We start from the raw sequence: 25,527 nt of genomic DNA on the forward strand, positions 1-25,527 counted from the left end.
CCTACCAGAATACTGTATAAAGCGCCGCCAATACGCCCATAATAATCACCGAGCAGATGGCGAAACTGTTGCTCACGCGGAACATGCCGGTATCAACCTCAATCTTATGCGGATCATTCTCCTTTTTAGGCGCGGCCAGGCTGATGATGACCATCAGGATCACAATCACCACAAAATCAATGGACATACGGTGCAGGAACGGGATATCTGGAAATGATCCGTGGGTCCAGGTCGGTAAAAACTTAAGCACAGTAGAGAACGGAATAGTAATTACTGCGCCGGTTAATGCAGCTGCAGAAGTAGTACGTTTCCAGTAAAAGCCCAACAAGAAAATAGCCAGTACCCCCGGCGATATAAAGCCAACGTACTCCTGTATAAACTGATAAGCCTGATCAAGCGAGCGCAATGATGGCGTTACTACAGCCGCGATAACCATAGCCACCACCACAGCAAAGCGACCAACAATCACCAGCTTCTTTTCGCTTACGTTTTTATTGATGAATTTCTGATAAATATCCAGCGAGAAAATAGTACTGATACTATTAGCCTTGCCCGCCAGCGATGCCACAATGGCCGCCGTCAGCGCAGCAAAGGCAACGCCTTTCAAGCCGGTTGGCAGCAGGTTGATCAAGGTTGGATAGGCATGATCTGGCTTTACTACACCGTTCACACTCATCTCATTTACATACATGCCTTTACTGTGCAGCACATACATAATAATACCTGGCAACACCGCAATTAACGGCACCATTAATTTTAAGAAGGCCGCAAACAAAATCCCCTTACGGGCAGTAGGCAGATCGGCACCCAGGGCACGTTGTACAATGTATTGATTACAACCCCAGTAAGCCAGGTTATTAACCAGCATACCACCTACAATTACTGCTCCGCCAGGCAAATCCTGGTAGTATTTGTCTTTCGGACCAAAGATCATGTGGAAATGCTCTGGTGCTTCTTTGCGCAGCATTGGCAGGGCTTTCAAAATATGATCACCAAAACCGTAATAGTGCGACAGCAGCTTAAGTGCCAGATAGGTAGTTACCAAGCCACCAATAATCAGTACCAGCACCTGGATCACATCGGTATAGCCAATTACCTTCATGCCGCCCAATGTTACAATCATAGAGAACACACACAGGCCAACAATGCTCCATTCAAAACTGATAGGCGATATGGACGAAATAGCCAGCGCGCCCAGGTAAATAATAGAAGTTAGATTTACAAACACGTACACCAACAGCCAAAAAACGGCCATAATGGTGCTCACCTTATCGTTATACCGCTTGGAAAGAAACTGCGGCATGGTAAAGATCTTGTTTTTGAGATACACCGGGATGATGAACACCGCCACCAAAATAAGCGTAGCGGCAGACATCCACTCGTATGATGATATGGCCAATCCCAGCGCAAAACCGGAGCCAGACATGCCGATAAAGTGCTCGGCAGAGATATTAGAGGCAATAAGCGAGGCACCGATAGCCCACCAGGTTAAAGAGCCTTCGGCCAGGAAATACTCTTTGGCATCCAGGCTCTGGGTTTTCTTTTTATGATAGATATAATAGCCGTAACTGGCTACAATGATAAAGTAAACGAAGAATACAATATAATCTGCGGTATGTAACTGACTGCTCATCAATAGGGTTTATAAATATTTGGTTTGAGTATAATTGGTTACAGTTTAAGAAATATTTTTCGCTGATACAAAAAACGCAGCAGCAACAGTTGGATAAGCAGTACGCCTGTCCATAAAATACTGCGGTGCCAGATAGGATCGATCCCCTTAATGGCTCCGTCTAATACAAATTGCGACGTGGAGAGGAAGTTAACCAATCCATGCGCGGCCATATAAATCAGGATGGAGTTTACCCCTATCCATACAAACGGGCGGCACCAGGCCTTAAAGCCAGCCACGTCAATAATACCATAAAATGCGGCAAACAGCAACATGCTCCAGCCACCGGCATAAAGCGTGAACGAGCTTGTCCACATGTTTTTATTAATAGGGAACGAAATGTTCCACAACAGGCCCAACAGCACCAGTACCAAACCGGCGCCAAACAAAGCCAGCATTTTCTGTACCGGCCGCAGGCCCACCCTGCCGGGTAACAAAAAACTACCGGTAAAAACGCCCAGTAAAGCCGAACAAATTGCCGGTATGGTTGATAATAGTCCTTCCGGGTCATACACCTTACGGTGTAGCTTGCCCGGTAATAAATGCTGATCTATAAATGCTGCCAGGTTACCATCGGGTGTTAAAACACCTGCGCCGTGCCCTGGCACGGGTACCAACGCCATCAGCGCCCAGTATCCCAGCAATATCGAAACAAACCAAATGATCTGTCCGCGTAGATTAAAGTTAAGATAAATAACCGCCGCAAAAAAACACGACAGCGCTATGCGCCCCAGCACACTGGCAAAGCGTGTATGCTCATACCCGGCAAAACTAAGCGCACCGTTAACCACCATGCCAAGCAATAGCAGCAACACGGTTCTTCGGATCAACTGAAAGTAACGGCTTCGGCTTTTGTTAAGCTGCCCGGTCATTTCGGTATCCAAACCGCGGTTGTAGGAGAAAGGCATAGAGATGCCTGCAATAAAGATAAAGAGCGGAAAAATAAGATCGTAGAAAGTAAAACCGTTCCAAACGGTATGATGCAGCTGATTGCTCATGCCCACAGCCATGCGTTCCAGAAACGATAGTCGGCCATCGGTAGCTAGCTGCCAGTTGGTCGGGTTACGGTACAAATGATACTTTTGCTGCACCACATCGGCAAAGCCATGAAATATCTCTTCGCCGCTTACAATCCAAAACATGTCAAAACCACGCAAGGCATCCAGCGATACTAATCTGCCCGGTTTTGAAGGGGTATTGGGGGGAGTTGTTTTCACAATATTCAATGTTTCAGGGCGATGTAATATACTGCATAACTAACCCTAAAATGAGAGGCGTGCAGGCGTTTGCAGAAATGTAAGTTCCTAAAAAAACCTCCGGCAATTAAGGCCGGAGGTTTTAGCTGTTTAGTTTATTGTGTTAATAGCCGGTGTTTTGCACCAGTTTAGCATTGGTCTGGAAAGCTACAGTTGGGATTGGGAACAAACGACGATAAGTATCTGTGTTTGTTTTACCTAAGCCCCAGGTGTTTTCATATTTACCGAAGCGAATCATATCATTACGGTGCCAGCACTCCCAGGCAAACTCTCTGCTGCGTTCTGCATAGATAGCATCAAGTGTAAGTGAGGTAAGCGCCGCAGATGTGGTACGGTTAGCTCTCAACTGGTTAACCAATGATAATGCTGTTGCACCCAGTGTAGGCGTACCGCCACGGAAAATTGCTTCAGCTTTCATCAGGATGATATCAGAGTAGCGGAAAATCGGCATATCATTGCTCTGGTTTCTGCTGATGGTGTTGGTATAATCAGCTAAGAACTTAATGTTACGATAGCCGATGTTCCAGGCAATTTCATCGTTACCCAAATCAAAAGAAGTAGCGCCATTACGTGAGGTGTGACCCAGCGGGGTAAGATTCAAAGCGTAAACATAAGAAGCATCTGTACCGGTATAGAACTGGTCATAACCTTTTTTGGTGGTAGCTACCATAATTGGGCTACCATCATCCCAGGTTTGTGCACCGGTTAGCCATTGTTTGTTACGCACGTCATTCGGATCGTTAAAGTTGGCATAAAACTCATCGGTCGTCATACGCGGACCGCTTGGCTGTATGTTAGACAAACCGTTGCCAGTGCTTTGGTTCATTACCGGATCTGTATAACCACCAGCGGTAGAACCAGAGTAACGATATTTGATACCCAGGTTACGGTTCAAATCATAACGGGCAAAAAACATGTTACCGCTGCTTGTTGTAGCATCAAAAGGTATAGCGAAGATGAACTCCTTGGCGCTCGGACCGTTAGTTGGATAAAACTGCTGCAGATAGGTTGACATTGGCTCAAGACTGTAGGCATTAGAGCTGATGATTTTATCGCAATAAGTTATACAATCGTCATTACGCTGCGTGCCGGTATAAACCTGGGCATTCAGGTACATTTTAGCCAAAATAGCATACGCCAGGTTTACAGTAACTTGGCCGTAGGTGGTTCCGTCCACATTAGTTTTCAGGCTAGGGATGGCGGTTTTCAACTCGCTTTCCACATAGCTAAAAACCTGGGCACGCGGGGTATTGGTTTTTAGATCGGTTGCACCATACAGCGTATCCAGCGGTACATTACCATAGTTATCCATCATCCAGAAGTAAGCCAATGCACGTACAGTTCTCAACTCTGCTATACTGGTTGTTTTACTGGCACTTGCAGGTGCACCTTTAAAAATGGATATAGTTTGGTTTACTGTACCAATAATGTTGGCAAAGTAAGTCCAGGTAGAGTTTACCCAGGCGTTGTCTTTAGTCCAGGTGTGGCGGTGTAATTCAACGTACTTGTTACCGTCTACCCAGTTTGGACCAAAGCTTGGCAAAACAGCCTCGTCGGTAGAGCAGCTTTGGGTAAAAAAGTAAGACGTTGCATAGTCATTCCTTAAAGCAATATACATTGCTCCCGACGCAGCGTTATACTGCGCTGCAGTAGTTGGGAAGGACTGCGACGTCAATTCGGATGTGATGGGCACATCCAGTTTGTGGCATGATGAGAATATTAAGGCTGCAAAAAACAAACCTGCTATTCCTGAAAATATCGTTTTCATGTACTTCTTAATTTAAAATGTTAAAAGGTTACGTTAGCTCCAAGCATCAGTGTGCGGGTTTTAGGATAGAAGTTGTTGTAATCAATCCCCGGCGCTACGCCTCCCTGATTAATTTCAGGATCAATACCTTTATAACCGGTAATGGTAGCAATGTTATTGCCCGATACATAGATCCTGATGTTGGCTACATTTTTAAACGGCGTTTTGATGTTGTAGCCTAATGTTGCGTTGTCTAACCTTACGTAAGAACCACTTTCAATATATCTGTCTGAATAGTAAGAGTTTTTAAGATCTGAGATCTTGTCGTTTCCGGCACTAACCAAGATGTTGTTGATATTGGCAGCAGCAGTATAAGAAAGATCTGCACGGGTAGCGTCAAATATTTTGCCGCCCAGGCTGCTTCTAAAGAACACGTTCAGATCAAAATTTTTGTACCTGAAAGTGTTGCTCCAGCTTAACAATACTTTAGGCTGCGCATCGCCCAGGTAAAAATAATCTGTACCAATACCCGGGGTAGTGGTGGTGGTTCCGTCTTTTTTGTAGAATAATGAGTTACCACTGGCATCCTTACCTGCATATTTGTAAGCAAAGAACTGGCCGATAGGATAGCCTACTTTCAAGATTTGCAGGGTAGCATTGGTTTGACCCGGACCTTCAGGATCTGAGTAACGGGTAGAATCGCTGCTGCCGTATGGGCTTACCAGGCTGGTAACTTTGTTTTTGTTGTATGCCACGGTAACGCTTGTTTTCCAGCCAAAATCTTTTTGTTTAACCGGTTCGGCACCCAACCCTAGCTCTATACCTTTGTTATTTACGCTACCACCGTTGGCCCAAATGGCACCACCCGGTACCAATGTTGGTGATACATTGTATCTAAACAACATACCCGAGGTGTTTTTATTATATACATCAATAGATCCGGAAACAACATTGTGAAACAAACCAAAATCTAAACCGATGTTGGTTGTAGCGGTACGCTCCCATTTCAAGTTTTCGTTTGCGCCCTGGATTGGTGAGTAAGCTGCTGCCTGCACGCCACTGTTATAATAAGTACCGGCAGAGCCATAAACCAGCTTAGCTGTATAAGCACCAATACCTCCAGAGTTACCGGTTACACCGTAGCTGACACGCAGTTTCAGATCGCTAAATAAAGATTGGTTCTTCATGAAGCTCTCTTCGCTTATACGCCAGGCCACACCTACTGAAGGGAAATAACCCCAATAGTTGTTAGCACCAAATGCTGAACTACCATCGCGACGGATAGAGCCTTGCAACAGGTATTTCTCTTTGTAGTTATAGTTCAACCTGAAGAAATCTGAAATAGACAGGATACGGCCATAGGTAAGATCGGCACCCTGGTTTATTCTGTATGATGGGATGCTGTAAGGGTTACCCAGCGCCAGGTTATTGAAACCTACGTTATCTGTAGGGAAGTTAGTGCTTGATGTTTGGAAGCCTTCGCCATACACATAATCCTGGTAAGTATAACCTAACACCGCGTTAATGCTATGGTCTCCAATTTGTTTATCCCAGGTTAAGAATGTTTCCAGCGTTTTGGTGGTGTTAGAATAATCGCTGCGGTAAGCTGTACCGTTGGTACCAAAGGTAACCAGGCTATGTGCTACACCAATAGCAGGATCTGGGTTGTTATAAAAACCGCTTGAGTATTTGCTGTAGTAGGCACCATAATACTCGCCATGCAATGATGATGTTTTTTGGTAAGACAGGTTAACATTGTATTTTAAACCCAATGGTAATTTAAGCTCGGTATTGAAACCGCCTGTTAACACGTTGTACTTGGTGTTATCCTGTGCGTTGTTGGCAATACCCAGCGGGTTAAAATAACCGGTGGTACCAAAATCTTCAAAATAGCTGCCATCTGCATTTAACACCGGCGATACCGGTAAGTGTTTTGCTGCTTGCAGCAGCACCACGTTCTGCAATGGCTCGTTATTGGAGTTGCTGGTTGAGTTAGCAATATTCAAAGAGAATTTCAGGTTATCGTTCAATGCATATTGCTCCACGCTTAAACGTCCTATCACGCGCTCAAGTGAGCTGGCCGACAGGATACCGTCTTTTTTAAAGTAGTTTAAGCTGGCAGCATAAGTACCGTGCTCGCCACCGCCGGTAAGCGAAATGTTGTGGTTTTGCGAGTAAGCGGTAGAACGTTCAATAGCCTTCATCCAGTCTGTATTGGCACCCAGATCATCAGCTGGTTTAAATGATGCGTTGTTGGCTGCCAAATAGGTGCGCAGTTGGTCTGAGTTCATCAGCTTCAGTGTGCTGCTTACTTTTTCCATGCCGGCATAACCGCTGTAGCTTACTTGTGATGTACCTTTTTTACCACGACGGGTAGTGATCATAACTACACCACTTGATGCTTTGTTACCATAAATAGCTGTTGCGGCAGCATCTTTTAATACTTCCATAGAAGCAATATCATTAGGAGCAACCGAAGCAATATCGGCACCGGGGATACCATCAATTACATAGTATGGAGAACCCGGACTGTTTACTGTTGACGCACCGCGCAAAACAACAGCCGATGATTTATTAGGATCGCCGCTTGCAGTAATGTTTAAGCCGGCTACCTTGCCTTGCAGCAATTGGCCAACGTCAGAAATTGAGCCTTTATTTAAATCTTCAGGCTTAATTGATGTAATAGAGCTGGACAGGGTTTTACGTGAACTGGTACCATAACCCACCACCACAATCTCTTTCAGAGCCTGGTTGGCGTCGGCCAGTTCAACTTTGTAAGATTTTGCCTCTGTTACGGCAACTTCTTTAGTATTATAACCTACCGATGTGAATACTAACACATCGCCGGGTTTAGCAGTGATGGCAAAGCTACCGTTAACCTGTGTAGAGGTTGCTTTGCTGGTTCCTTTAATAGCTACGGTAACACCTGGAATGGATATTCCCTTGCTGTCAGAAACAGTACCAGTAATGCGTCCCTCCTGGGCATACGTAAACTGCATACTAAAAATTAGTGCGCAGAAGAGCATTAAGGCCATGCACCTGCTTTTCGCGTAGGTAAGGTTCAATCTCATAATTTGTAGGGTTTTAAGTTCATAATATTGGGTTGGTTGTTAGTTTGCTGGTTTATTAAAACTTGAGCGTGGGCGGCAGATATTTAGCTACCAGTGCCTCGTAATAAGGCTTTAATTCTTCCCAGCTCTTTTGGTTCGGATTTTTAGAGTACAGATCATACGGATTAAAGAGTTTTACCCATTCAAACATTTTATGATCATGCTCGCTCATCAGGTGATTATAAGCCTGCTCGCGGTGTTGCGAATAGAAAGAGTGATAACGCAACATGTATAAACCTTCTTCAGGAATATAATCTTTCATCATGTGGTAAACATATTCGTCGTGTCCCCATGACATGTGCACGTTGGCTAATCCACAATTGCGGGTATAAACGCCCAGTTCTGTATTATAGCGCGGATCGTTATAATCCGGATTATCTTTAAAAAACTCTGGGTAAACAATCTTGTCAGAGAAAGCACAGCCTACCGGGAAGGTATCACCTACCACGGCCCACTGCGGCTCGCCAAACAGGCACAGCACTTTACCCATATCATGGATAAGGCCTACCAGTACCATCCAATCGGGGTGCCCGTCATTACGAATGGCTTCCGAAGTTTGCAGCAGGTGTTGCATCTGATCCAGATCAGTATCCGGATCAGAGTCATCCACCAGTTGATTCAAAAAAGCAAAAGCATCCCATATAGGCATCTCCTTTTTATCGAAGCTTAAGTATTTCGCTTTATGCTCCAGCACAAAGTCATATGTTTGATAATGGTGATTGAGGCGATAGAACTCACGCACGCCATCCTTCTCGGTGGCCTGGTAGTTACGGAATTCTTCTTCTTTCTTATCCTCGTTGATCTTTGCCGGATCTGGATAGCGGCGCAACACATCAGTTTCCCATTCATCTAGATTTGCAAGTGGAGAAAGCTCATCGCCCTGGATGCCAGTATTAGATTCCATAAGTATAAAAATTAAGTTAAACAGTTTTACGGTTACAGCAGTAAATTGGTTTAAAAGCTGGTTGTAGTTGGTTTGTAACACTAATTTGAGTAAATTACTTGTTACATTTTTTTTTTAGCCAGAGAATATTCACGTAAACGTTTAAGTAAAAAATGATATTTTGCGGGATATTAGCATCAGAACGCCACTTTTTTTCAAGGTAGCAGCCAATTATAAGCCATGGGAACCATTACAATTAAATTACTTGCCGAACGGTTAAATTTATCTACAGCTACTATATCCAAGGCCTTGTGTGATAGCCATGAAATTAGTGAGGTGACAAAAAGAAAAGTGCTTGATTTGGCTCGCGAGCTTAATTACGTTCCAAATGCTTATGCCGGCAGCTTACGCAGGCACAAAAGCAAAACCATAGCCGTACTGATCCCAGAGGTGGCCGACAGCTTTTTTTCGCTGGCGCTGAATGGCATTGAGGAGGTGGCCCTGGCCAAAGGCTATCACACCCTGATCTATATGACTCATGAAAAAGTTGAGCGTGAAAAAGCCATTCTGAAAGAGTTGGTCGGCGGTCGTGTAGACGGCGCCATTATCTCGGTTACCGCAGAGACTGCATCTTTTGAGCATATCCATGATTTTAATCGCCGCCTGCCGGTTGTGTTTTTTGACCGCGTTTGCCCCGAGATTGATACCGCCCAAATAACCACCAACGATTTTGAATGCGGTTATCAGGCTACTCAGCACCTTATTGAGGCGGGGTGCCGCAAAATTGTGATGCTATCTATATCCAACAGCCTATCAATCATCTCTGCGCGTAGTGAAGGCTTTAAAAAGGCTATTGCCGACAATAATTTAAGCGAGGCTGATTGCCACATTATAGCTTGTACAGAGGATGCTGCCAGCAACTATACTCTGGTTAAAGAAATAATGAGCGGCCCTAACCGTCCGGATGGCATTATCGCTACGGTAGAGAAACTGACTACAGAAATATACCTGGCTTGCCAGGATTTGGGGATCACCATTCCAACCGATGTAAAGGTGATCTGCTTCTCTAATCAATCGTCGGCGGTTATTCTTAACCCCAGCCTTACTACCATTACCCAGCCAGCCTTTGACATGGGAAAAGCTGCAGCAACCGCACTACTCAAAGCACTAAAAAACAACGAGTTGCCTTTAGCTGATGAAAGCGAGGTGATTCCGTCCACATTAGTTGTACGCAACTCTACAACGGGGGGAATAAAAAATTAAAAGTCTTAGCTGATTGATTGCAGGCCGTAAAGATTTCCCAATCCTTCCCTGGTCCGAAGGACTCCTTTGGAGGGAGGGGCGTGGTTGGAATGTGTAGTGGCAGGGAGGAGTTTATGCAGTATACAATCGCATTAACCCCGCCCTACACCATCCCAGGGAGAATCGCACTTTCCCAACGCTTTTCTAATTAAACGCCGGTTTAGATGGCGGTGCCGTACCAGCACCCCAGCCATTGGCTTTTGGCCCCATCTGCAATACCAACTCACCGCCGTTTACAATAGCTTCATGCTCAATCCACGATTGTTTTAGCGGTTTGCCGTTCAGATAAGCGGCCTGAATAAACTGGTTTACATCCGACAGGTTTTTGGCCACTATCTTAAAATCTTTTCCATTTTGCTGATGCAAAACGGTTTGTTTCAGCATTGGCGAATTAATGACGTAGTAAGATTGCCCGGCGTTGGGATAAAGCCCCATCATATGAAAATCAAGCCAGGATGACATCGCTCCAGAATCATCATTACCCGGCAAACCTGCTTCACTGCTGTTATAATTGGCACTTATGATCTGCTTAATACGTGCGCTGCTCAGGTCGGGCCGCCCTACCCAATGGTACAGATCGGGCGTCAGGAACGATGGCTCGTTGCCCACGTTGTAGTAACCATTCTTGAAGAAGGTATCCAGGCGTGTTTTAAATGTCTCCGGGCCACCGCAGGCGGTAATCAGCGCAGCCACGTCATGCGGCACGTAGAAAGAGTACTCCCATGAGCTGGCCTCATAGAAAAAGCCGCACCACCAGCATACGCAAACCGGCCAATCCTGCGCCAGCGGTGTGTAAGGGATCGAGGTAACGCGGCCGTTGCTTTCGCCGCATACAATGCTGTCTATCCATTTGCCGGCTGCGTCTTTAGGCATAATAAAGCCGGTAGCGCCGTGGTCGGTTATGGGTCGCCAGAGGTTTTTCCAGTTATCAGATTGCTTCATAAAACGCCGGGCTTCTTGCTGTCGGCCTAGTCCTTCGGCCACTACGGCCAAACAATAATCGTTATAGGCATATTCTACCGTGCGGTTACCGGCACGCACAAAGCGGTTGGAGATATAGCCCAGACTATTATAATCAGTCAAACCACCCCTACCCTCTTTTTCCTCGTTTCCGCCGGGCGGAATGGTGGCGTCTTTCAGCATGGCATCAAAACCAAGACTGTAGTTTACGCCTTTCAGTTTTTTAACGTATGCATCGGCAATAAGTACTTCGGCGTTTGAGCCCCCCTGCGTGCGCCCGTTGCTGTTACCGCTACGCGCATCTGGCATATAACCATCATGCTGATAAATATTGAGCAGCGAGTTAACAATATTCACTTCGCGCTGCGGATCAATCAGCGTGATCAATGGGTTTGACGAACGAAAAGTATCCCAGATGGCATAAAAGTCGTCATAATAAGGCATAGCCGATTGCCATAGCGGGTTCTCGCCGGTGCGATCAACGGGCATCAGCATAGTATGGTACAGGCCGGTATAAAACATTTTTTTCTGCTCGCGCGATGTTGCGGCATCCACCTCTATCCGCTTAAGCAAGTCTTCCCAGCTATTGCGGCACTGGCTCAGCACTTTGTCAAAATCCCAATTGGGGGCTTCCTGGCCAATGTTCTGACGGGCTCTTTCTGCGCTGATGAACGAGATACCTACCTTCATTTGGATGTTGCGTTGCGCAGCATCATCAAAATAAACCAGCACACCTGTTTTGTTGCCATCATCAACCTGCACCTTAACACCTGGCGACAGCTTATAATTTTTATAGCTACTGAAACGTGCAAAAGGCTTATCAGTAACGGCCGAAAAATAGACCGTGTAAGCTGTGCCATTGTTCCAGCCACCACGAATACGGGTATAGCCGCGCACTTCCGTATCCGACACTACTTCCACCTCCGAGCCTACAAACTGCTGGGCCTCGCGATAGTCGGGAATGGGTTTCTCGCCCAGAAACTCGCCGGCATCAATCTTAATGGCTTTGGCACCAGCTTTAAAACCAAACCGGTAAAAGGCCACCTTGTTGGTGCAGGTTATCTCGGTTTTGATATCATACTGTTTCAGCGTAACGCCATAGTAACCCAGGCTGGCCTGCTCATCGGCACGTAATGACTCCTGCTTTACCTCGTCCAGATTACCGGCAAAGGGCATCACCAATACGTTGCCATATTTTGGCCCACCACCGGTACCGCTCACATGCGTTTGACTAAAGCCAAACAACGGCACCTCCAGATCAGGCGAGTAGCCGCTGTTTGATGCCTTGTTTACATCGGGCCCCGGCTTTACCATACCAAAAGGCCGCGAGGGACCAACAAACACGTTGCCTAACCCCTCCGAACCAATTTTCGGGTCGACAAAAGTTCCGTAGGCTGCATTTTGCGCCTGCACGGTCAGGGCTGTAAAACTAATGCCAGCCATCAGGCTGCGGCAAATGAGTTTGGTTTTGTTCATATCAGTTTTTCAATATGGCTGCGGTGCCCGGTGTGGCGGCTTCGCCTTCCAGGTTTATGGTTTTCAAATCGGCTACGTTATGGCTTTCCAGCACGTACTTATAATACGCCGGGCGATTACTACCCCAGTGCACCGAACTATTGCGGATGGTTACCCCGTTGGCATTCTCCAAATAAAAGCCCGAGGTGCTGCCGGTTAGCAGTCCCTCTACCTTGGCCGGTCGCCGGTCATACACTCCGCCGGTTACCGGGGTAGTTTTGTTGATGAACAGATCAACCTGGTCAAAAACAATTTGCGATAGCTTGTCTGCCGATTCGGCCCCCACATAAATACCATTCTCGCTCACTCCTTTAACGTTGCTGAAATAAATGCGGCTCACCTCGCCTACGCTACCTTCGGTTTTCCCCTTGGGGAAACGCCAGTTGGCATCCTTGTTATTGCCATTGGCCCGGCGATAGGCCGTTACATAAATAGGCTCGGCTTTACCCCACCAAACATCGCTGAACAGATGCGAATCGACAATGATATTGGAAAAAATCACATCGGTAACCGTGCCCTCGTCGCGGTTCTGAATACCGATACCGCGGTTGCTGGCGCGGATGATACAGTTATTGATGGTAACATGACTGATGCGATCCATATTCTCTGACCCGATCTTGATAGCGCAAGAGCGCGATGTCATGGTGCAATTGTTCACTACAATGTTTTCGCAGGCGCCAAATTCCTCAAACTCACGACGGTTTTTCAGGCAGATACAATCATCGCCCGATTCGATATAGCAGTTGCTGATACGCACGTTTTTAGAGTGATCCAGGTCGATACCATCGCTGTTGCGCACCTTTACGCTGTTGAGTAGCGTCAGGTTATCTATCGCCACGTCGTTACAACCCACCAGATGCACCGTCCAATAGGCCGAGTTGCGAATCTGCAGATCGCGGATACGGATATTTTTACCCCCAATAATGGTAAGCAAATGCGGCCGCGGATCTATCACATTAAATGGTTTCAGCACGTATGAGTCTTCCAGTTCAGGGCCCATAAAGGCAATGCCGTTGCCATCCAACGTACCTGCGCCGCTGATGGTGACATTTTCCAGGTTATGGCCGCCAATCCAGATGGTGCCCTCGCCCTTGTTGCTTCTGAAGGCGCTCTGGGTATAAACCCGTTCATCGGGATTAGCCAATATGCGGGCATTAGCCTCCACCACCAGCTCTATATTTGATTTGAGGTTAAATGGCCCGCTCATGAACTGTTTACCGGCGGGTACAATCACCCGCCCGCCGCCTGATTGATTACAGGCATCAATGGCTTTTTGTATGGCTACAGCGTTGTCTGTTTTCAAGTTAGGGATTGCGCCATAGGCAGTAATATAGAAATCGCGGCCTGATTTTGTTTGTGCCTGTATTGTGTTAAACGTGGTGGCTATTAACAGGCAGCAGGTAAAGTATTTTAGGTATTTGAGTAGCATGCTCTTTTCTTTCGGTGTGAGTTAAAGTTAATGACTGACTTTCTCATTACTTTTTCCTTGATGAAAAAGTAACAAAAACGGAACGAATGTGACCTCATGAAGGCCTGTTAAAAACAAATCAAATTACTGAATAAATCAAGAAAGCGGGAAGGCTTCTTCTTCACGAGGCCTTTGCCCTATCGGAAGGAGACATATCCACTTTTCCAATCCCTCCCTGGGGAGGGGTGCGGTAGGAATGAGTAGTGGCAGGGAGGGGTTTAACCACTCTACTTAACCCACCATAAGTCTAAAATAAGTAGTGGCGGGGAGGGGGTTTTACGCTCATCCCCCTTCCCTACTCTCCAGAGGAGAGTATCACATATCACAATGCCTGTCTCTAATCAGAACATTGTGATATTACCACCAGCTACTCTGTGCATAAAAAAACACTGATCTTTAAATCTCTTTTTCTCCATTGCCGTCCCCTAATTCGTTAATGATTGGGGTTGATCTGTCGCCTTCGTGGCCCAGGTCTTATTCGGTTTGTCTCCTAAATAAAATTCCAGCACACCGCCCTTCATCAGCGCAGCGTGGGTTAAATAACTTTTACTGTAAGCCACACCATTCAGCTTAACCGACTGGATATACACATCTCCCACCGATTTACGGTGCGCCATAACTTTCAACTGCTTGCCGCCTGGCAAAGTGATGCGGTAGGCATCAAACAATGGCGAGGTCAATAAATACTGATCTGAAGCAGGGTTCAGCGGATAAAAACCCAGTGAGCCCAGCACGTACCAGGCCGAGATCTGTCCGGCATCATCATTGCCGCTCAAACCGCCCGGTCCGTCGCTGTATTCATCCTCCAAAACCTGTTTTACGTGCGACTGCGTTTTCCAGGGCGACGGCGTGTAGTTGTACATGAACGGGATCTGCTGACCGGGCTCATTGCCATGCCAGTATTCGCCGGCATCAAATAGTTTATCAAGTTGCGTCTCCAATTGCTGCGGGCCGCCCATCAAACGGGCCAGACCTTTTACATCCTGCGGCGTATAAAAGGTGTATTGCTGCGGCGTGCCCTCGGTAATATAAAATTCTTTTGACGAACCACGGAACGGATCAACCCAATGCTTATCAATGTACCTGCCCCGCACCATTTTAACCGATGGATCAAACACGTTGCGATAGTTCAAGCTGCGGGCGGTAAGCACCTGGTAATCGGCAGTTTTGCCCAAGCCTTTGGCTATCTGCGCCAGTGCATAATCATCAAAGGCATATTCCAGCGTACGGCTCACCTGCTCTTTTTTGTGGAAAGCCTCGGGCACCGAATCTTCTACCGGGATGTAGCCATATTTCAGGTAGCTATCTAACGCCCGCCTGCCCTTACCGTCTTTATAATCAGCATCGCCCGCCATTTTAAAGGCGTTCTGACGCATTAAGCGATAAGCCTCGTTGACATCATAATTCCTAATCCCCCGCACATAAGCTGACGAGATAAAGGCCGTGACATGATCGCCCACCATAGCCGCTGTATAGCTGTTCCAGCAAGGGAAAATGGGTAGCCAACCGCCCTGTTGTCCTTTCAGGATCATAGAGCGTACGCAATCATTGACCAGATTGGGCTTCAAAATTTCAAACAGTGGCATCTGTCCCCGGTAGATATCCCACATCGAGAAATCATCATAATAATTGCCACCGCTCAGCTGCTTCACCTGATAATTGCCAGAGAACTGGGGATACTTGCCATCCACATCATTAAACAACCGGGGCTGCTGCATGGCGTGGTACATGGACGTGTAGAAGATGCGTTTATATTGCTGGTTAGCAGTTTCTATGCTGATCTGCCCCAGGGCTTTTTCCCAAACCTGTTTGTTTTGGGCCACGAGGGCTTTAAAGTTCCAGTCTTTGATCTCGGCATTTAAATTCTTAAATGCGCCTTCCAGACTAGTAAAGGATGTGCCTACCCGCACGCGCAGCTGATTGCCCGCCTGGAGTTTAAAACCAATGTAGGCGCCCATATTGCTGGCATTGTGCAAGCTGTCGGCATGCTTGGTTTTGCCATCGCTATAAACGCCCCAGGCACTAAACGGAGCCTCTACCTGCACCACAAAGTAGCCGCTAAAGCCAGCTGGTTTGCCCCAGCCCTGGTAAAGACGATGTGCGGGATTGTAGCCCCAGATCAGTCCGCGTTTGGCGTCAATCTTTATAAAACCCTCGTTCCTGTCGCTGTTGGGCGTAATGAGCAGGTAAATGCTGTCGGCCTTTTGGGTGGTAAACTGCAGCATGGCGGCACGCGTGGTAGCCGTCAGCTCGGTTATGAGGTGGTATTTGGGCAGATCAACCCGGTAGTAATGCGGCAACGTGGTTTCACTTTGATGCGAGAACGGCGTAGTGTAGTCTGCCGGTAAGGTTTTCAGCGTACCGGTGATGGGCATTAGGGTAAAGCTGCCATAATCCTGCGTGCAGGAGCCGCTCAGCCAGTGCGAGGCACGGAAACCCGTCAGCATTGAATCTTTGAAAAGATAGGGCGGCTGGCATTTGGTTTCAGACTGCCGGGTCTCGGCCGTCCACTGCGTCATCCCAAAGGGCAGCGTCACCGCAGGCATGGTGTTGGCGTTCAACTCGGTACTGGCCCCATGTTTAGCGGCCGACCGCGTAGTAGATGATGCCGTGCCCGATAGCGGTTGCACATAGCTCGTCAGGTCCTGAGCCTGTAGCCCGGCGACGCACATCAGCGCCAGCGTGGTGACTAAAATTAATCTGCGCTTCACTGCTGTATCATTATGCCGGCACTATCGCCCTCCGGCAGGTTAATATGGGTTAATTGCTGTCCTGACGTTTTATTTAGCACCACCACCGTTTTTGATTGTGATGTGGGAACGTCCAGTTGATCTATCCGTAATCTGCTCACATCATCAGCCACCAGTGCCGGACGGAAATCGCCGTCTTTGCTGATCAACTTGATTTGTTGCAGATCAATATCCGCAGCATGCCTGATGTACAAGCCCCAGGCTGGCAACTCTCCAAACATGGTAAACTCTGGGTAACCTGTCGCATTCTCCGGAACGGTATTCAGCGAGTCCAGACTGATATGCGCCTTGCTTTTGCTCGCCCCCCCCTCATAGCTCACCTCAATATTTTTCAACAGCACGCCGGTAACCGGGTGGCCGGGAAGGCCCACAATAGAAGCCGGCAGCAAATTATGCGGCGGTACTTTGGGCTGCGGCCCCTCCAGCGGATAGCCAATATCAGGCTTACCCGCAGGCACCTCCACCTTTACATCGCTGATCGATACATTTTTGAAGGAGCCATAGCGCTCATCTGTATTGCGGTGACCGAGCCTGATGAAAATAGCATTGCCGGTATTGGCAGCCCTTACATTGCTGACGCGGATATCCTCAATCGCAGCGCCATCCACTGTTTCCAGTGCAACAGCCGAGCGGTAAGTATCATACACCGTCAGGTTTTTTACTTCGATATTTTTAAAGGCACCCAGGCTTCCTGTACCAATCTTAAAGCCGTTGGCGCTAGTGCGCGCAGTGCAATTGATAATGCTCACGTTTTCGCATACGCCATCGGCCCGTTCAGATTTGAGGCAGATGCCATCGTCTGAAGCATTAAAATAGCTATTGCTGATGGTGACGTTGCGCGAGTCGACGATATCAATCCCATCATTATTCCAGTAGCAGGTACTCTGCACTTTAATATTGCTGATCTGCACGCCATCACAATCCTTATAATTCTGCACCCAGTTGGCAGAGTTTTTTATGGTGACGCCACTCACCCGTACGTTGGTACAGTTCAAAAACAACAGGATATTGGGGCGACTATGTTCGGTCGGGCGTTTGATCTTCCATTCCGGGTCTGTCAATACACCTTTACGCAACAGCATAATAGCATCTTGCACCACCTCGGCACCACGGCCATCAATAATGCCGTTGCCCGTAACCGCTATGTTTTTTTGTCCGACTGCCGAGATGATCGATGTGCTTACCTGGTAATCCATCCGGCTGGTGCTGCCCAGCAAGGCCGCGTCATCAGCAAGATGTAACTCAACGTTGCTTTTAAGAATAATGGGGCCGGTCACAAAATTCCCTGCCGGAATCAGTACCGTTCCGCCTGTTTTTGCAGCGGCATCAACCGCCTGTTGTATAGCTTTGGCATTGTTGCCGCTGAGGCCGGAATGCGCGCCATATTGTAATACATTATAGATCTTTTTTACCGGCGCAGCTTGCACCCAGCCGCAAAACAGCCATGTAGCAGCAAGTATTAAAAACGTTTTTCGGTTGCAGATCATAAATATTCTAAGGAGCCTGATCGGGGCAATTATTAAAGCCCAATTGTTTATAACGGTAGGCTAAATTATCAACTAGAAACGCCTTTTACCTACCAATAGCCGGAATTTAATTACGAAATCGATTAAGCAGAAATAATTTGACGCCCCCTCCTGAAACCTTAATTTTATAAACTGGCAAGCCCCGTAAACCAGCTTGCTGCCTACACTTCCCTGCAATGAGATCTATTTTTACTATTTGTTCCCTGCTGCTTGCGCTGCATAGTTATGCCCTTAAACCGGCTGATACCATCCCCGATAAAACGCTGCCGCCCGAGATTGAGAATCCCGAGTGCATTGGCATCGACAAGCAACCGGCGCACGCGGTGCTGATGCCTTATGCCAACCTCAAAGAGGCATTGGCAGGCAATCGACTGGCATCAAGTTATTGCATGAGCCTCAATGGCAAATGGAAATTCCACTGGGCATCGTGGCCCAAGTATCGCCCTATAGATTTCTATAAACCCAGCTATGATGTTTCTGGCTGGGCCGAGATCCCGGTGCCTTCTAACTGGCAAATTCAGGGTTACGGCATTCCGTTTTACCGTAATATAGGCTATACTTTTCAACGCGATTATCCGCACGTGATGAGCACGCCACCCACCAACTACACAGCCTATAAAGACCGTGATCCGGTAGGTAGCTACCGTCGCGATTTTTATGTACCACAAACCTGGAACGGCGGACGAATTTTCGTTCGCTTTGATGGTGTAGACGCCGGCTTTTTCCTATGGATAAACGGCCAAAAGGTTGGCTACAGCGTCAACAGTCGCAACGCTGCGGAGTTTGATATTACCAAATACCTGCAAAAAGGCAAAAACACCATTGCCGCAGAGGTTTACCAATATACGTCTGGCAGCTACCTGGAAGACCAGGATCAGTGGCGCCTGAGCGGCATTTTTCGTAATGTAACGCTGTGGCGTGCACCCCAGCAGCATATTCGCGATTTCTTCATCAGGACCGATCTGGACGCGCATTATAAAGACGCCACGGCCAACATCAGCGCCAAAGTAATTAACTATGATAGCGAGACTGCTGGAGCGGCCATTGCGGTAGCATGTATTTATAAAGATGGGCAACTGATAGCCAGCCAACAAACCAATGTACCTGCATTGAAAGCAGGCGAAGAAACCAATGTTTCCCTACAGATCCCGGTTAAAAATCCGCTGAAGTGGACGGCCGAAACACCTAACCTTTACACCACGGTGATTACGCTGCAACGGGGACAAAAGACAATAGAAACCATATCGGCTAAAACCGGATTCAGAAAAATTGAGATCAAAGGCCGTCTGTTCCTGGTGAACGGTGTGCCCATTAAACTAAAAGGTGTGAACCGCCACGAAAACTGGCCGGAGGTTGGCCATGCCATTACCGAGCAGCAGATGATCCGTGATATTGAAGTGATTAAACAAGGTAACTGCAACCATGTGCGTACCTGCCACTACTCGGATGATCCGCGTTGGTATGAGTTATGTGATGAATACGGCCTTTACGTGCTGGCCGAGGCCAACCTGGAATGCCACGGCCTGATGAATCGTTTTAACGATGAACCTACCATTAAAGCCGCCATTATTGACCGCAATGTGGCCAATGTGGAAAGCTTCAAGAACCATCCGTCGGTAATTATCTGGTCGCTGGGGAACGAGTGCGGCACCGGTGGTTCTAACTTCCGTGCAGCGTTACAAGCGGTTAAAAACATTGATAGCAGCAGGCCAACGCATTATGAGGGTTTCGGTATTGGGGCTGTTAACCCTGCCGATCTGGACAGTCGCATGTACTCGCCGCTGATCCCTAATGATTACCCCGGCGCCGATGCCAAGCGTCGTGCCCTGCGCCCTGTTGCAGAAAGCGCGACCGATACCAGTTTGAAGAAACCTTTTTACCTGTGCGAGTTTGCCCACGCCATGTTCAACTCCATGGGCTCGCTCAAAGAGTATAATGATCTGTTTGATAAATACCCGTCTATCCTGGGCGGCGCTATCTGGGAGTTTCAGGATCAGGGCATCTGGAACCGCCGCGACCCCAAGCACCCCATTCTGGCCTTTGGCGGTGGCTTTGGCGAGTTTCCTAATGATCATTATTTTATCCATAAAGGTGTGGTAGCGTCAGACCGATCGCCCAAACCGCATTATGCGGAGATGAAGCGTGTTTTCCAGTGGATCAGCACCACACCGGTGGATCTAACCAAAGGCCGGTTCAGCGTAAAAAACAAATACCAGTTTATTGACTTGAGCCGTTTTAGCGGTATGTGGACCATCAGCAAGAACGGGGTAAATATTGATTCAGGCCGATTTGAGCCGGGTAACGTTGCGCCGCACAGCACCCAAACCATCAGCATTGCTTACCGCAAAACGTTGTTAAAACCGGGGGCCGAATATCTGCTCCATATTTCCTATCGTTTAAAACAAAATACACTCTGGGCTAAAGCCGGGTACGAAATTGCGGCCGAACAATTTGAACTACCCGTTCAACACGCACTGCCGGTAGCACACAACGGCGGACAGCTGAATTATACCGATAACGACGGAACCATCACCGTTAATGGTGGCGGCTTCTCGGTAGTGTTTGATAAACAAGCGGGCACATTATCCAGTCTGAAAACAAACGGCCACGAACTGCTCCAAACCGACGGCGGCCCACGCTTGCATTTGTGGCGCGCCCCGCATCAGCAGGATGATCTATATGCCTACAAAGTTTGGGATAGCCTGGGCGTTACGCACCTGACCTGGACTGCCCAAATGGTACAGGTTAAGCAACCCGACAACCACACCGTTAGCATTACCACTGCGTTAAAAGGTACAGGCCAGGCAGGCTTTGTGGTTAACCATACGGCCACTTACACCATTTATGGCGATGGCAGCATCCGCGTGCAGAACCATGTATCGTCTAAAGATTCTGACATGGTGATTGCGCGCCTTGGGGTGCGTATGCTGCTTGATCAGGGGCTGGAAAACTTCCGGTACTTGGGGCGCGGACCGATGGAAAACTACCCCGACAGAAAAACAGGATCGGACGTGGCGCTGTACACCAGCACCGTTACCAACCAGCTAACACCTTATGAAAAACCAATGGAATGCGGCAACCACGAGGATGTGCGCTGGGCCGCATTAAGTAATAAAGCCCTGGGTACCCTGAAAGTTGCAGGCGATCAGTTACTGCAAGTATCAGCCCTGCCCTATACTGATGAGCAAATGAACGCGACTGAATACCGCATTGACCTACCCAAGCGCAATGCCACGGTACTGTGTGTATCGGCTAAAACACTGGGCGTAGGTTCCCATTCCTGCGGACCGATGCCACTGCCCAAGTATGAGCCGTTGCTGCATGAAGCAGACTTTGCATATACGATCAGTTTATCGAAGTAGTGACCACAAGCGTTGACGCTTGCAGTTATAATGCAGTCAAGCGTGGACGCTTGACCGGGCGGGGGAAAAGAGAAGCCCGATCACAAAACTGTGATCGGGCTTCTCTTTTATCATTTAAATATTTTTGTCATTGCGAGGAACAGCGGGGACCGTGTAAGATGGGGTGACGAAGCAATCTCGTCGGAGGACTATAGCATGCGACGAGATTATTAATGAATCTAAATTTTTTAAAGGCATTAATGAGCTCCCTTCGGTCGGTTGTCTTCGTGCTCAGTCCCGTTCCCACAATCCGGTTCGCAATGACATAGTTTTTAAAACTTACTGCTATTATTTCAGCACAACAATCGCCTTATCATCCCCCACCGGTAATTTCAGGTTAGATTTACTAAAATCTTTTACATCCTTCAACGCCACAGCAGGTAAAGTTTTAGCCTGCGGGATCACTACATTATCCAGCCTCAATCCTTTCACATCATCAAACACCATTGCCGTGCGCAGATCAGGCTTTTGATAGCTGAAGTTTACGTTTTTAAAGGTGATGTTTTCTGCATGCCTTACATACATAGCCCATGCTGGCAACTCGCCAAACATAGAAAACTCCGGGTACTCGGGCGTTTTCTCGGGGATGGTGTGCAGCGAATCCAGGCTTACGGTTTTGATACGGGTATCATAACCGCCTGCATACACCACGTTAATATTTTCCAGGGTTACATCGCGCACCGGATGATCTGCCAGCCCGGCAATTACGCAGGGAAATATGTGGTGATCGCCGGGAACAAGGGGACCTTCCATTGGGTAACCTTTATCGGGTTTGTCTTTGGGGATCTGCACGTTTACATTACCAATGTAAATGTTCTTCATGCTGCTGCTCACGGTGTCGCGGTTACGGTGCCCTACTCTGATAAAGATGGCGTTGCCGGTGTTGCGTGCGTTGATATTGCGAATATCGATGTTCTCCATAAAACCGCCGTCAACCGTTTCAATGGCAATGGCCGAGCGATAGGTGTCATAAATCTCCACGTTCTTGATCGTCACGTTTTTAAATCCGCCGCGAGATGCCGTACCAAACTTAATGGCGCTGGCGCTGGAGCGCACCTTACAATCGGCAATATAGATCTGGTCGCAATAGTGATTGCGGTCTTCAGATTTGATGCAGATACCATCGTCATCAGCATTAAAAAAACTATTGGTAACGCGTACGTTCTTACAGTCTACAATATCAATACCATCGTTGTTCCAATAGATGTTGCTTTCTACGTTGATGCTGTCTACCACCAGGTCTTCGCAAAATTTGTAATCCTGCACCCAATCTATCCCGTTCTTGATAGAGATGCCTTTGATTTTCACCCCGTGGCAATCGGTAAAAGCAATCAACTTAGGGCGATTACGCTCCTCCGGCTGCTTCTGGTGCCAGGGGTTATAGATTTGCCAGGTAGCATCCTGCATCTCGCCATTTTTAAGCATGCGGAACAGATCGGCCAGCAGGCGCTTGCCCTGACCGTCAATAGTGCCCTGACCGGTTATGGCGATATCTTTTTGTCCGTTAGCGCTGATGAGCGGAATGGCGTTCCCCATGCTATAGTCTTTACGTATAGGACTGCCCAGCAACACAGCGCCTTTGCTCAGGTAAAGATTTACGCCCGATTTTACTACTATGGGCGCCGTCATAAAACTGCCGGCTGGTACAACCACAGTGCCGCCACCGTGCGTGCTGGCATCGTCTATGGCTTTTTGGATGGCCTGGGTATTATTGATTTTTCCGCCTGATTGGGCGCCGTAAGCGGTAATATCATAAGTTTTAGACTGCGCCACAGCCAAAACCGGCAAGCACAGCATGAGGCAGGTACTTAAAAATTTCATAGCCTGAAAAGGGTTTATAATAGGTTTTGTAAAATTGATTGCGATGACCGCAGCGAGATACCGCGCCATTAACAATCTAAATTGAGTGTTTTTAGCTGATTCATAGCAATATTTTACCTTAAATATTTACGTAACCGATTACGTTGTTTAGCATCTCCTTCTACATCAAAACCCAAAACAAACAAGCATTGAAAACCACTATTAATCTCGTTAAGTTATTTAGAGACAGCAGTTTTTGCTTATTACACCAGTCTAATTGGGGCAATCCTTAAAAGAGCTGCATCAATCCTTAAAGTAGCCCTCAAAGGTGTTAAACTCTGCCTGTTGCAAGGTACTTTCGAAATAAAAAAGTATCGTATGGGCATCCGTATCTGTATCGCTTTATTGTGTTTCGTTTTTATATGTCCTTTCTATGGGTTCTCTCAAAAAAAGGCGCTTCCCCCTCTTCACCTGACCAATTTGGAAGGAAAACCTTTTACTGAGAACAACCTCCAAAAAAACAAAAAACTGCTTGTCATTTATTTTGGCCCCGACTGCATGGCGTGTAATTATTATACAATTGACCTGATGCGGTATATAAAAGAGTTAGCTAATGTGCAGATTTTGATGGTCAGCTTTGCCAGGCTTCCTGCTTTGAAGGCCTTTTATAATGATCTCCAGCTGGTAAAATATAAAAACATCACTATTACCAACGAGGCCAAACCTTATCCTCTATCCAAATTCTATGAAGTTAAAACAACCCCATTTACAGCCGTCTACAACAAAAGGCATCAATTGGTAACAGTTTTTAATAAACGCACCAAGTTAGATGTCTTGCTGAAGGCCCTCAACAAACCGCTATAAACCTCTCTTATTGTGCTTGCACGAGTATTTATAAACCACATATCTATTTTTTGAATTATGAAAATCAATGCTATTTCACCACCCAGAGATGTTGGCCTGAACGCATAAATAAGTTCAAAGGCAATATCAAAACACATTAAAAATTTAAAACCTTACTAACCTAATCATGAAAAGTAAAAATTTCATCTATTTAATTCTCTTCTCTGCAGTTTCATTTGGAGCGTGTAAGAAGGCTATCACCCCAATTAACGGCGCCGTATCGGCAAAAGACTCTGTTCAACTAGTTGATCAACTAAAAGCTTCGGCAACGTTTAACAGATTCATGTCATACAACGAACGCTTTAAAAGCGAATCGATTGCTGACAAATTTAACATGTCGGCGCAGACCCGAAAAAACCTGGTGGTTTTGATTAATAAAAATGAAAAAGAAACGAGCATTAAACAACTCGCTGACGAATTTAAAAAAGCAGGGGTAGATAATGCGCAAGATTTTATCACGCTGAATATTAACAGAAAACGCTTCTATGATCAACTTGTTAATGAGTTTCCAGAGCTGCGCAAAATCAATTCAATAAACAAAGTGAGGCTTTTCAAAGCGGCTTACTACACCAATCCCAAACATAGAAAACTTGATTATAGGAGGCTTTCTATTCAGAGAGCATTAGTTCAATTACAACGTTCTCAGAAACAAGCAATAAACTAAATTGAGATGAAAAAAACTGGAGCCTTATTGTTGCTGATGTTTATTGCAACCTTACGTTCTTTTTCACAAACACCACCACCACCTCCTCCATCACAAGAATTATTAGACTGGCAAAAATGCACAAGCGATTGTTTTTGGAAAATGCTGGTGGATGAGGCAGGAGCCTATGATGCTGCAGATGCAGCGAGTATAGAATGCTTAAATGCTGAGATGGATGGATTAATGTCACTGCCTGGCCCTTATGATGAATACGGCGAAAGTGTACCATTGTCAAACGAGGACCTGAAAAAATACAATGATATTATTAAAGCTTATATGGATTGTCAAGCGGCTGTTGCCGCAACTTTACAGGCTGCACTTGTTCCGTTTCAGGAAGCTGAAGAGTTATGCATACAAAATTGTGGCTCAAAACCTGCCAGTTAAAGCATTTAATAAAACAAATGCTAACATTTTAGATCAGTGGAGCTTAATTGTTTTTATCAAATAAATTGAAACGATAGAAAAATGCAGTTCACTTATTATACGAATGATGATAAGCACTTGCTTCTATTATAACGCTCCCAAACAAAA

15 protein-coding genes are annotated in these 25,527 nt (G+C 46.8%); 5 read left to right on the forward strand and 10 right to left on the reverse strand.

Annotated elements, in window-relative coordinates; all coding sequences use genetic code 11:
- Position 1: 1 nt before the first annotated feature.
- The 5 genes from ABZR88_RS14840 to ABZR88_RS14860 all read right to left on the reverse strand — a co-directional run bounded on the left by ABZR88_RS14840 (position 2) and on the right by ABZR88_RS14860 (position 8,689).
- Complete coding sequence (locus ABZR88_RS14840) at positions 2-1,633, reverse strand: sodium/sugar symporter (protein WP_107826584.1); 1,632 nt, start codon at positions 1,631-1,633, stop codon at positions 2-4.
- 38 nt (positions 1,634-1,671) lie between these two features.
- Entirely contained in the window at positions 1,672-2,889 is a 1,218-nt protein-coding gene (locus ABZR88_RS14845) for an acyltransferase family protein (RefSeq protein ID WP_245916966.1), read from the reverse strand.
- Between the two features lie 142 nt (positions 2,890-3,031).
- A complete protein-coding gene (locus ABZR88_RS14850; protein ID WP_107826583.1) occupies positions 3,032-4,696 on the reverse strand; it encodes a RagB/SusD family nutrient uptake outer membrane protein in 1,665 nt (554 codons plus the stop codon).
- Positions 4,697-4,716: 20 nt separating this feature from the next.
- On the reverse strand, positions 4,717-7,746 hold the full coding sequence (locus ABZR88_RS14855; protein WP_245916965.1) for a TonB-dependent receptor: 3,030 nt from the start codon (positions 7,744-7,746) through the stop codon (positions 4,717-4,719).
- A 55-nt stretch (positions 7,747-7,801) separates the two neighbouring features.
- The gene (locus ABZR88_RS14860; protein ID WP_107827096.1) at positions 7,802-8,689 is read right to left on the reverse strand and encodes an inositol oxygenase family protein; all 888 of its coding nucleotides are present in this window, start codon (positions 8,687-8,689) and stop codon (positions 7,802-7,804) included.
- 219 nt (positions 8,690-8,908) lie between these two features.
- Between ABZR88_RS14860 and ABZR88_RS14865 the strand changes: the two genes are divergently transcribed.
- A complete protein-coding gene (locus tag ABZR88_RS14865) occupies positions 8,909-9,931 on the forward strand; it encodes a LacI family DNA-binding transcriptional regulator (protein WP_107826581.1) in 1,023 nt (340 codons plus the stop codon).
- Positions 9,932-10,114: 183 nt separating this feature from the next.
- Here the strand turns inward: ABZR88_RS14865 and ABZR88_RS14870 are convergent, their stop codons facing one another.
- The 4 genes from ABZR88_RS14870 to ABZR88_RS14885 form a co-directional block, all read right to left on the reverse strand.
- A complete protein-coding gene (locus ABZR88_RS14870) occupies positions 10,115-12,406 on the reverse strand; it encodes a GH92 family glycosyl hydrolase (RefSeq protein WP_107826580.1) in 2,292 nt (763 codons plus the stop codon).
- Between the two features lies 1 nt (position 12,407).
- The gene (locus ABZR88_RS14875) at positions 12,408-13,874 is read right to left on the reverse strand and encodes a glycoside hydrolase family 28 protein (RefSeq protein ID WP_107826579.1); all 1,467 of its coding nucleotides are present in this window, start codon (positions 13,872-13,874) and stop codon (positions 12,408-12,410) included.
- Positions 13,875-14,338: 464 nt separating this feature from the next.
- Positions 14,339-16,624 carry a GH92 family glycosyl hydrolase gene (locus tag ABZR88_RS14880; protein WP_245916964.1) on the reverse strand — a complete coding sequence of 762 codons (2,286 nt, stop codon included), beginning with the start codon at positions 16,622-16,624 and terminating at the stop codon, positions 14,339-14,341.
- Positions 16,621-18,150, reverse strand: a complete 1,530-nt coding sequence (locus tag ABZR88_RS14885) for a glycoside hydrolase family 28 protein (protein ID WP_107826577.1) — start codon at positions 18,148-18,150, stop codon at positions 16,621-16,623. The genes ABZR88_RS14880 and ABZR88_RS14885 overlap by 4 nt, the downstream gene beginning before the upstream one ends.
- Before the next feature lie 215 nt (positions 18,151-18,365).
- Between ABZR88_RS14885 and ABZR88_RS14890 the strand changes: the two genes are divergently transcribed.
- Entirely contained in the window at positions 18,366-21,551 is a 3,186-nt protein-coding gene (locus tag ABZR88_RS14890; RefSeq protein ID WP_107826576.1) for a glycoside hydrolase family 2 TIM barrel-domain containing protein, read from the forward strand.
- Between the two features lie 327 nt (positions 21,552-21,878).
- Here the strand turns inward: ABZR88_RS14890 and ABZR88_RS14895 are convergent, their stop codons facing one another.
- Complete coding sequence (locus tag ABZR88_RS14895; RefSeq protein ID WP_107826575.1) at positions 21,879-23,411, reverse strand: glycoside hydrolase family 28 protein; 1,533 nt, start codon at positions 23,409-23,411, stop codon at positions 21,879-21,881.
- A gap of 357 nt (positions 23,412-23,768) precedes the next feature.
- On the opposite strand from ABZR88_RS14895, the gene ABZR88_RS14900 reads away from it, so the two are divergent.
- The 3 genes from ABZR88_RS14900 (at position 23,769) to ABZR88_RS14910 (ending at position 25,380) form a co-directional block, all read left to right on the forward strand.
- Positions 23,769-24,254 (forward strand): peroxiredoxin, encoded by a 486-nt coding sequence (locus ABZR88_RS14900; RefSeq protein ID WP_107826574.1) that lies wholly within the window; start codon positions 23,769-23,771, stop codon positions 24,252-24,254.
- Positions 24,255-24,420: 166 nt separating this feature from the next.
- Entirely contained in the window at positions 24,421-24,957 is a 537-nt protein-coding gene (locus ABZR88_RS14905) for a hypothetical protein (RefSeq protein WP_107826573.1), read from the forward strand.
- Between the two features lie 6 nt (positions 24,958-24,963).
- Positions 24,964-25,380, forward strand: a complete 417-nt coding sequence (locus tag ABZR88_RS14910) for a hypothetical protein (RefSeq protein ID WP_146166445.1) — start codon at positions 24,964-24,966, stop codon at positions 25,378-25,380.
- Positions 25,381-25,527 lie beyond the last annotated feature (147 nt).

The organism is Mucilaginibacter yixingensis (genome assembly GCF_041080815.1).
GTDB classification, from domain to species: Bacteria; Bacteroidota; Bacteroidia; order Sphingobacteriales; family Sphingobacteriaceae; genus Mucilaginibacter; species Mucilaginibacter yixingensis.

Coding starts and splice junctions, on each gene's coding strand:
- ABZR88_RS14840 (WP_107826584.1), bottom strand. CDS start 1,633: ATGAGCAGTCAGTTACATACCGCAGATTATATTGTATTCTTCGTTTAC.
- ABZR88_RS14850 (WP_107826583.1), bottom strand. CDS start 4,696: ATGAAAACGATATTTTCAGGAATAGCAGGTTTGTTTTTTGCAGCCTTA.
- ABZR88_RS14855 (WP_245916965.1), bottom strand. CDS start 7,746: ATGAGATTGAACCTTACCTACGCGAAAAGCAGGTGCATGGCCTTAATG.
- ABZR88_RS14860 (WP_107827096.1), bottom strand. CDS start 8,689: ATGGAATCTAATACTGGCATCCAGGGCGATGAGCTTTCTCCACTTGCA.
- ABZR88_RS14865 (WP_107826581.1), top strand. CDS start 8,909: ATGGGAACCATTACAATTAAATTACTTGCCGAACGGTTAAATTTATCT.
- ABZR88_RS14870 (WP_107826580.1), bottom strand. CDS start 12,406: ATGAACAAAACCAAACTCATTTGCCGCAGCCTGATGGCTGGCATTAGT.
- ABZR88_RS14875 (WP_107826579.1), bottom strand. CDS start 13,874: ATGCTACTCAAATACCTAAAATACTTTACCTGCTGCCTGTTAATAGCC.
- ABZR88_RS14885 (WP_107826577.1), bottom strand. CDS start 18,150: ATGATCTGCAACCGAAAAACGTTTTTAATACTTGCTGCTACATGGCTG.
- ABZR88_RS14890 (WP_107826576.1), top strand. CDS start 18,366: ATGAGATCTATTTTTACTATTTGTTCCCTGCTGCTTGCGCTGCATAGT.
- ABZR88_RS14895 (WP_107826575.1), bottom strand. CDS start 23,411: ATGAAATTTTTAAGTACCTGCCTCATGCTGTGCTTGCCGGTTTTGGCT.
- ABZR88_RS14900 (WP_107826574.1), top strand. CDS start 23,769: ATGGGCATCCGTATCTGTATCGCTTTATTGTGTTTCGTTTTTATATGT.
- ABZR88_RS14905 (WP_107826573.1), top strand. CDS start 24,421: ATGAAAAGTAAAAATTTCATCTATTTAATTCTCTTCTCTGCAGTTTCA.
- ABZR88_RS14910 (WP_146166445.1), top strand. CDS start 24,964: ATGAAAAAAACTGGAGCCTTATTGTTGCTGATGTTTATTGCAACCTTA.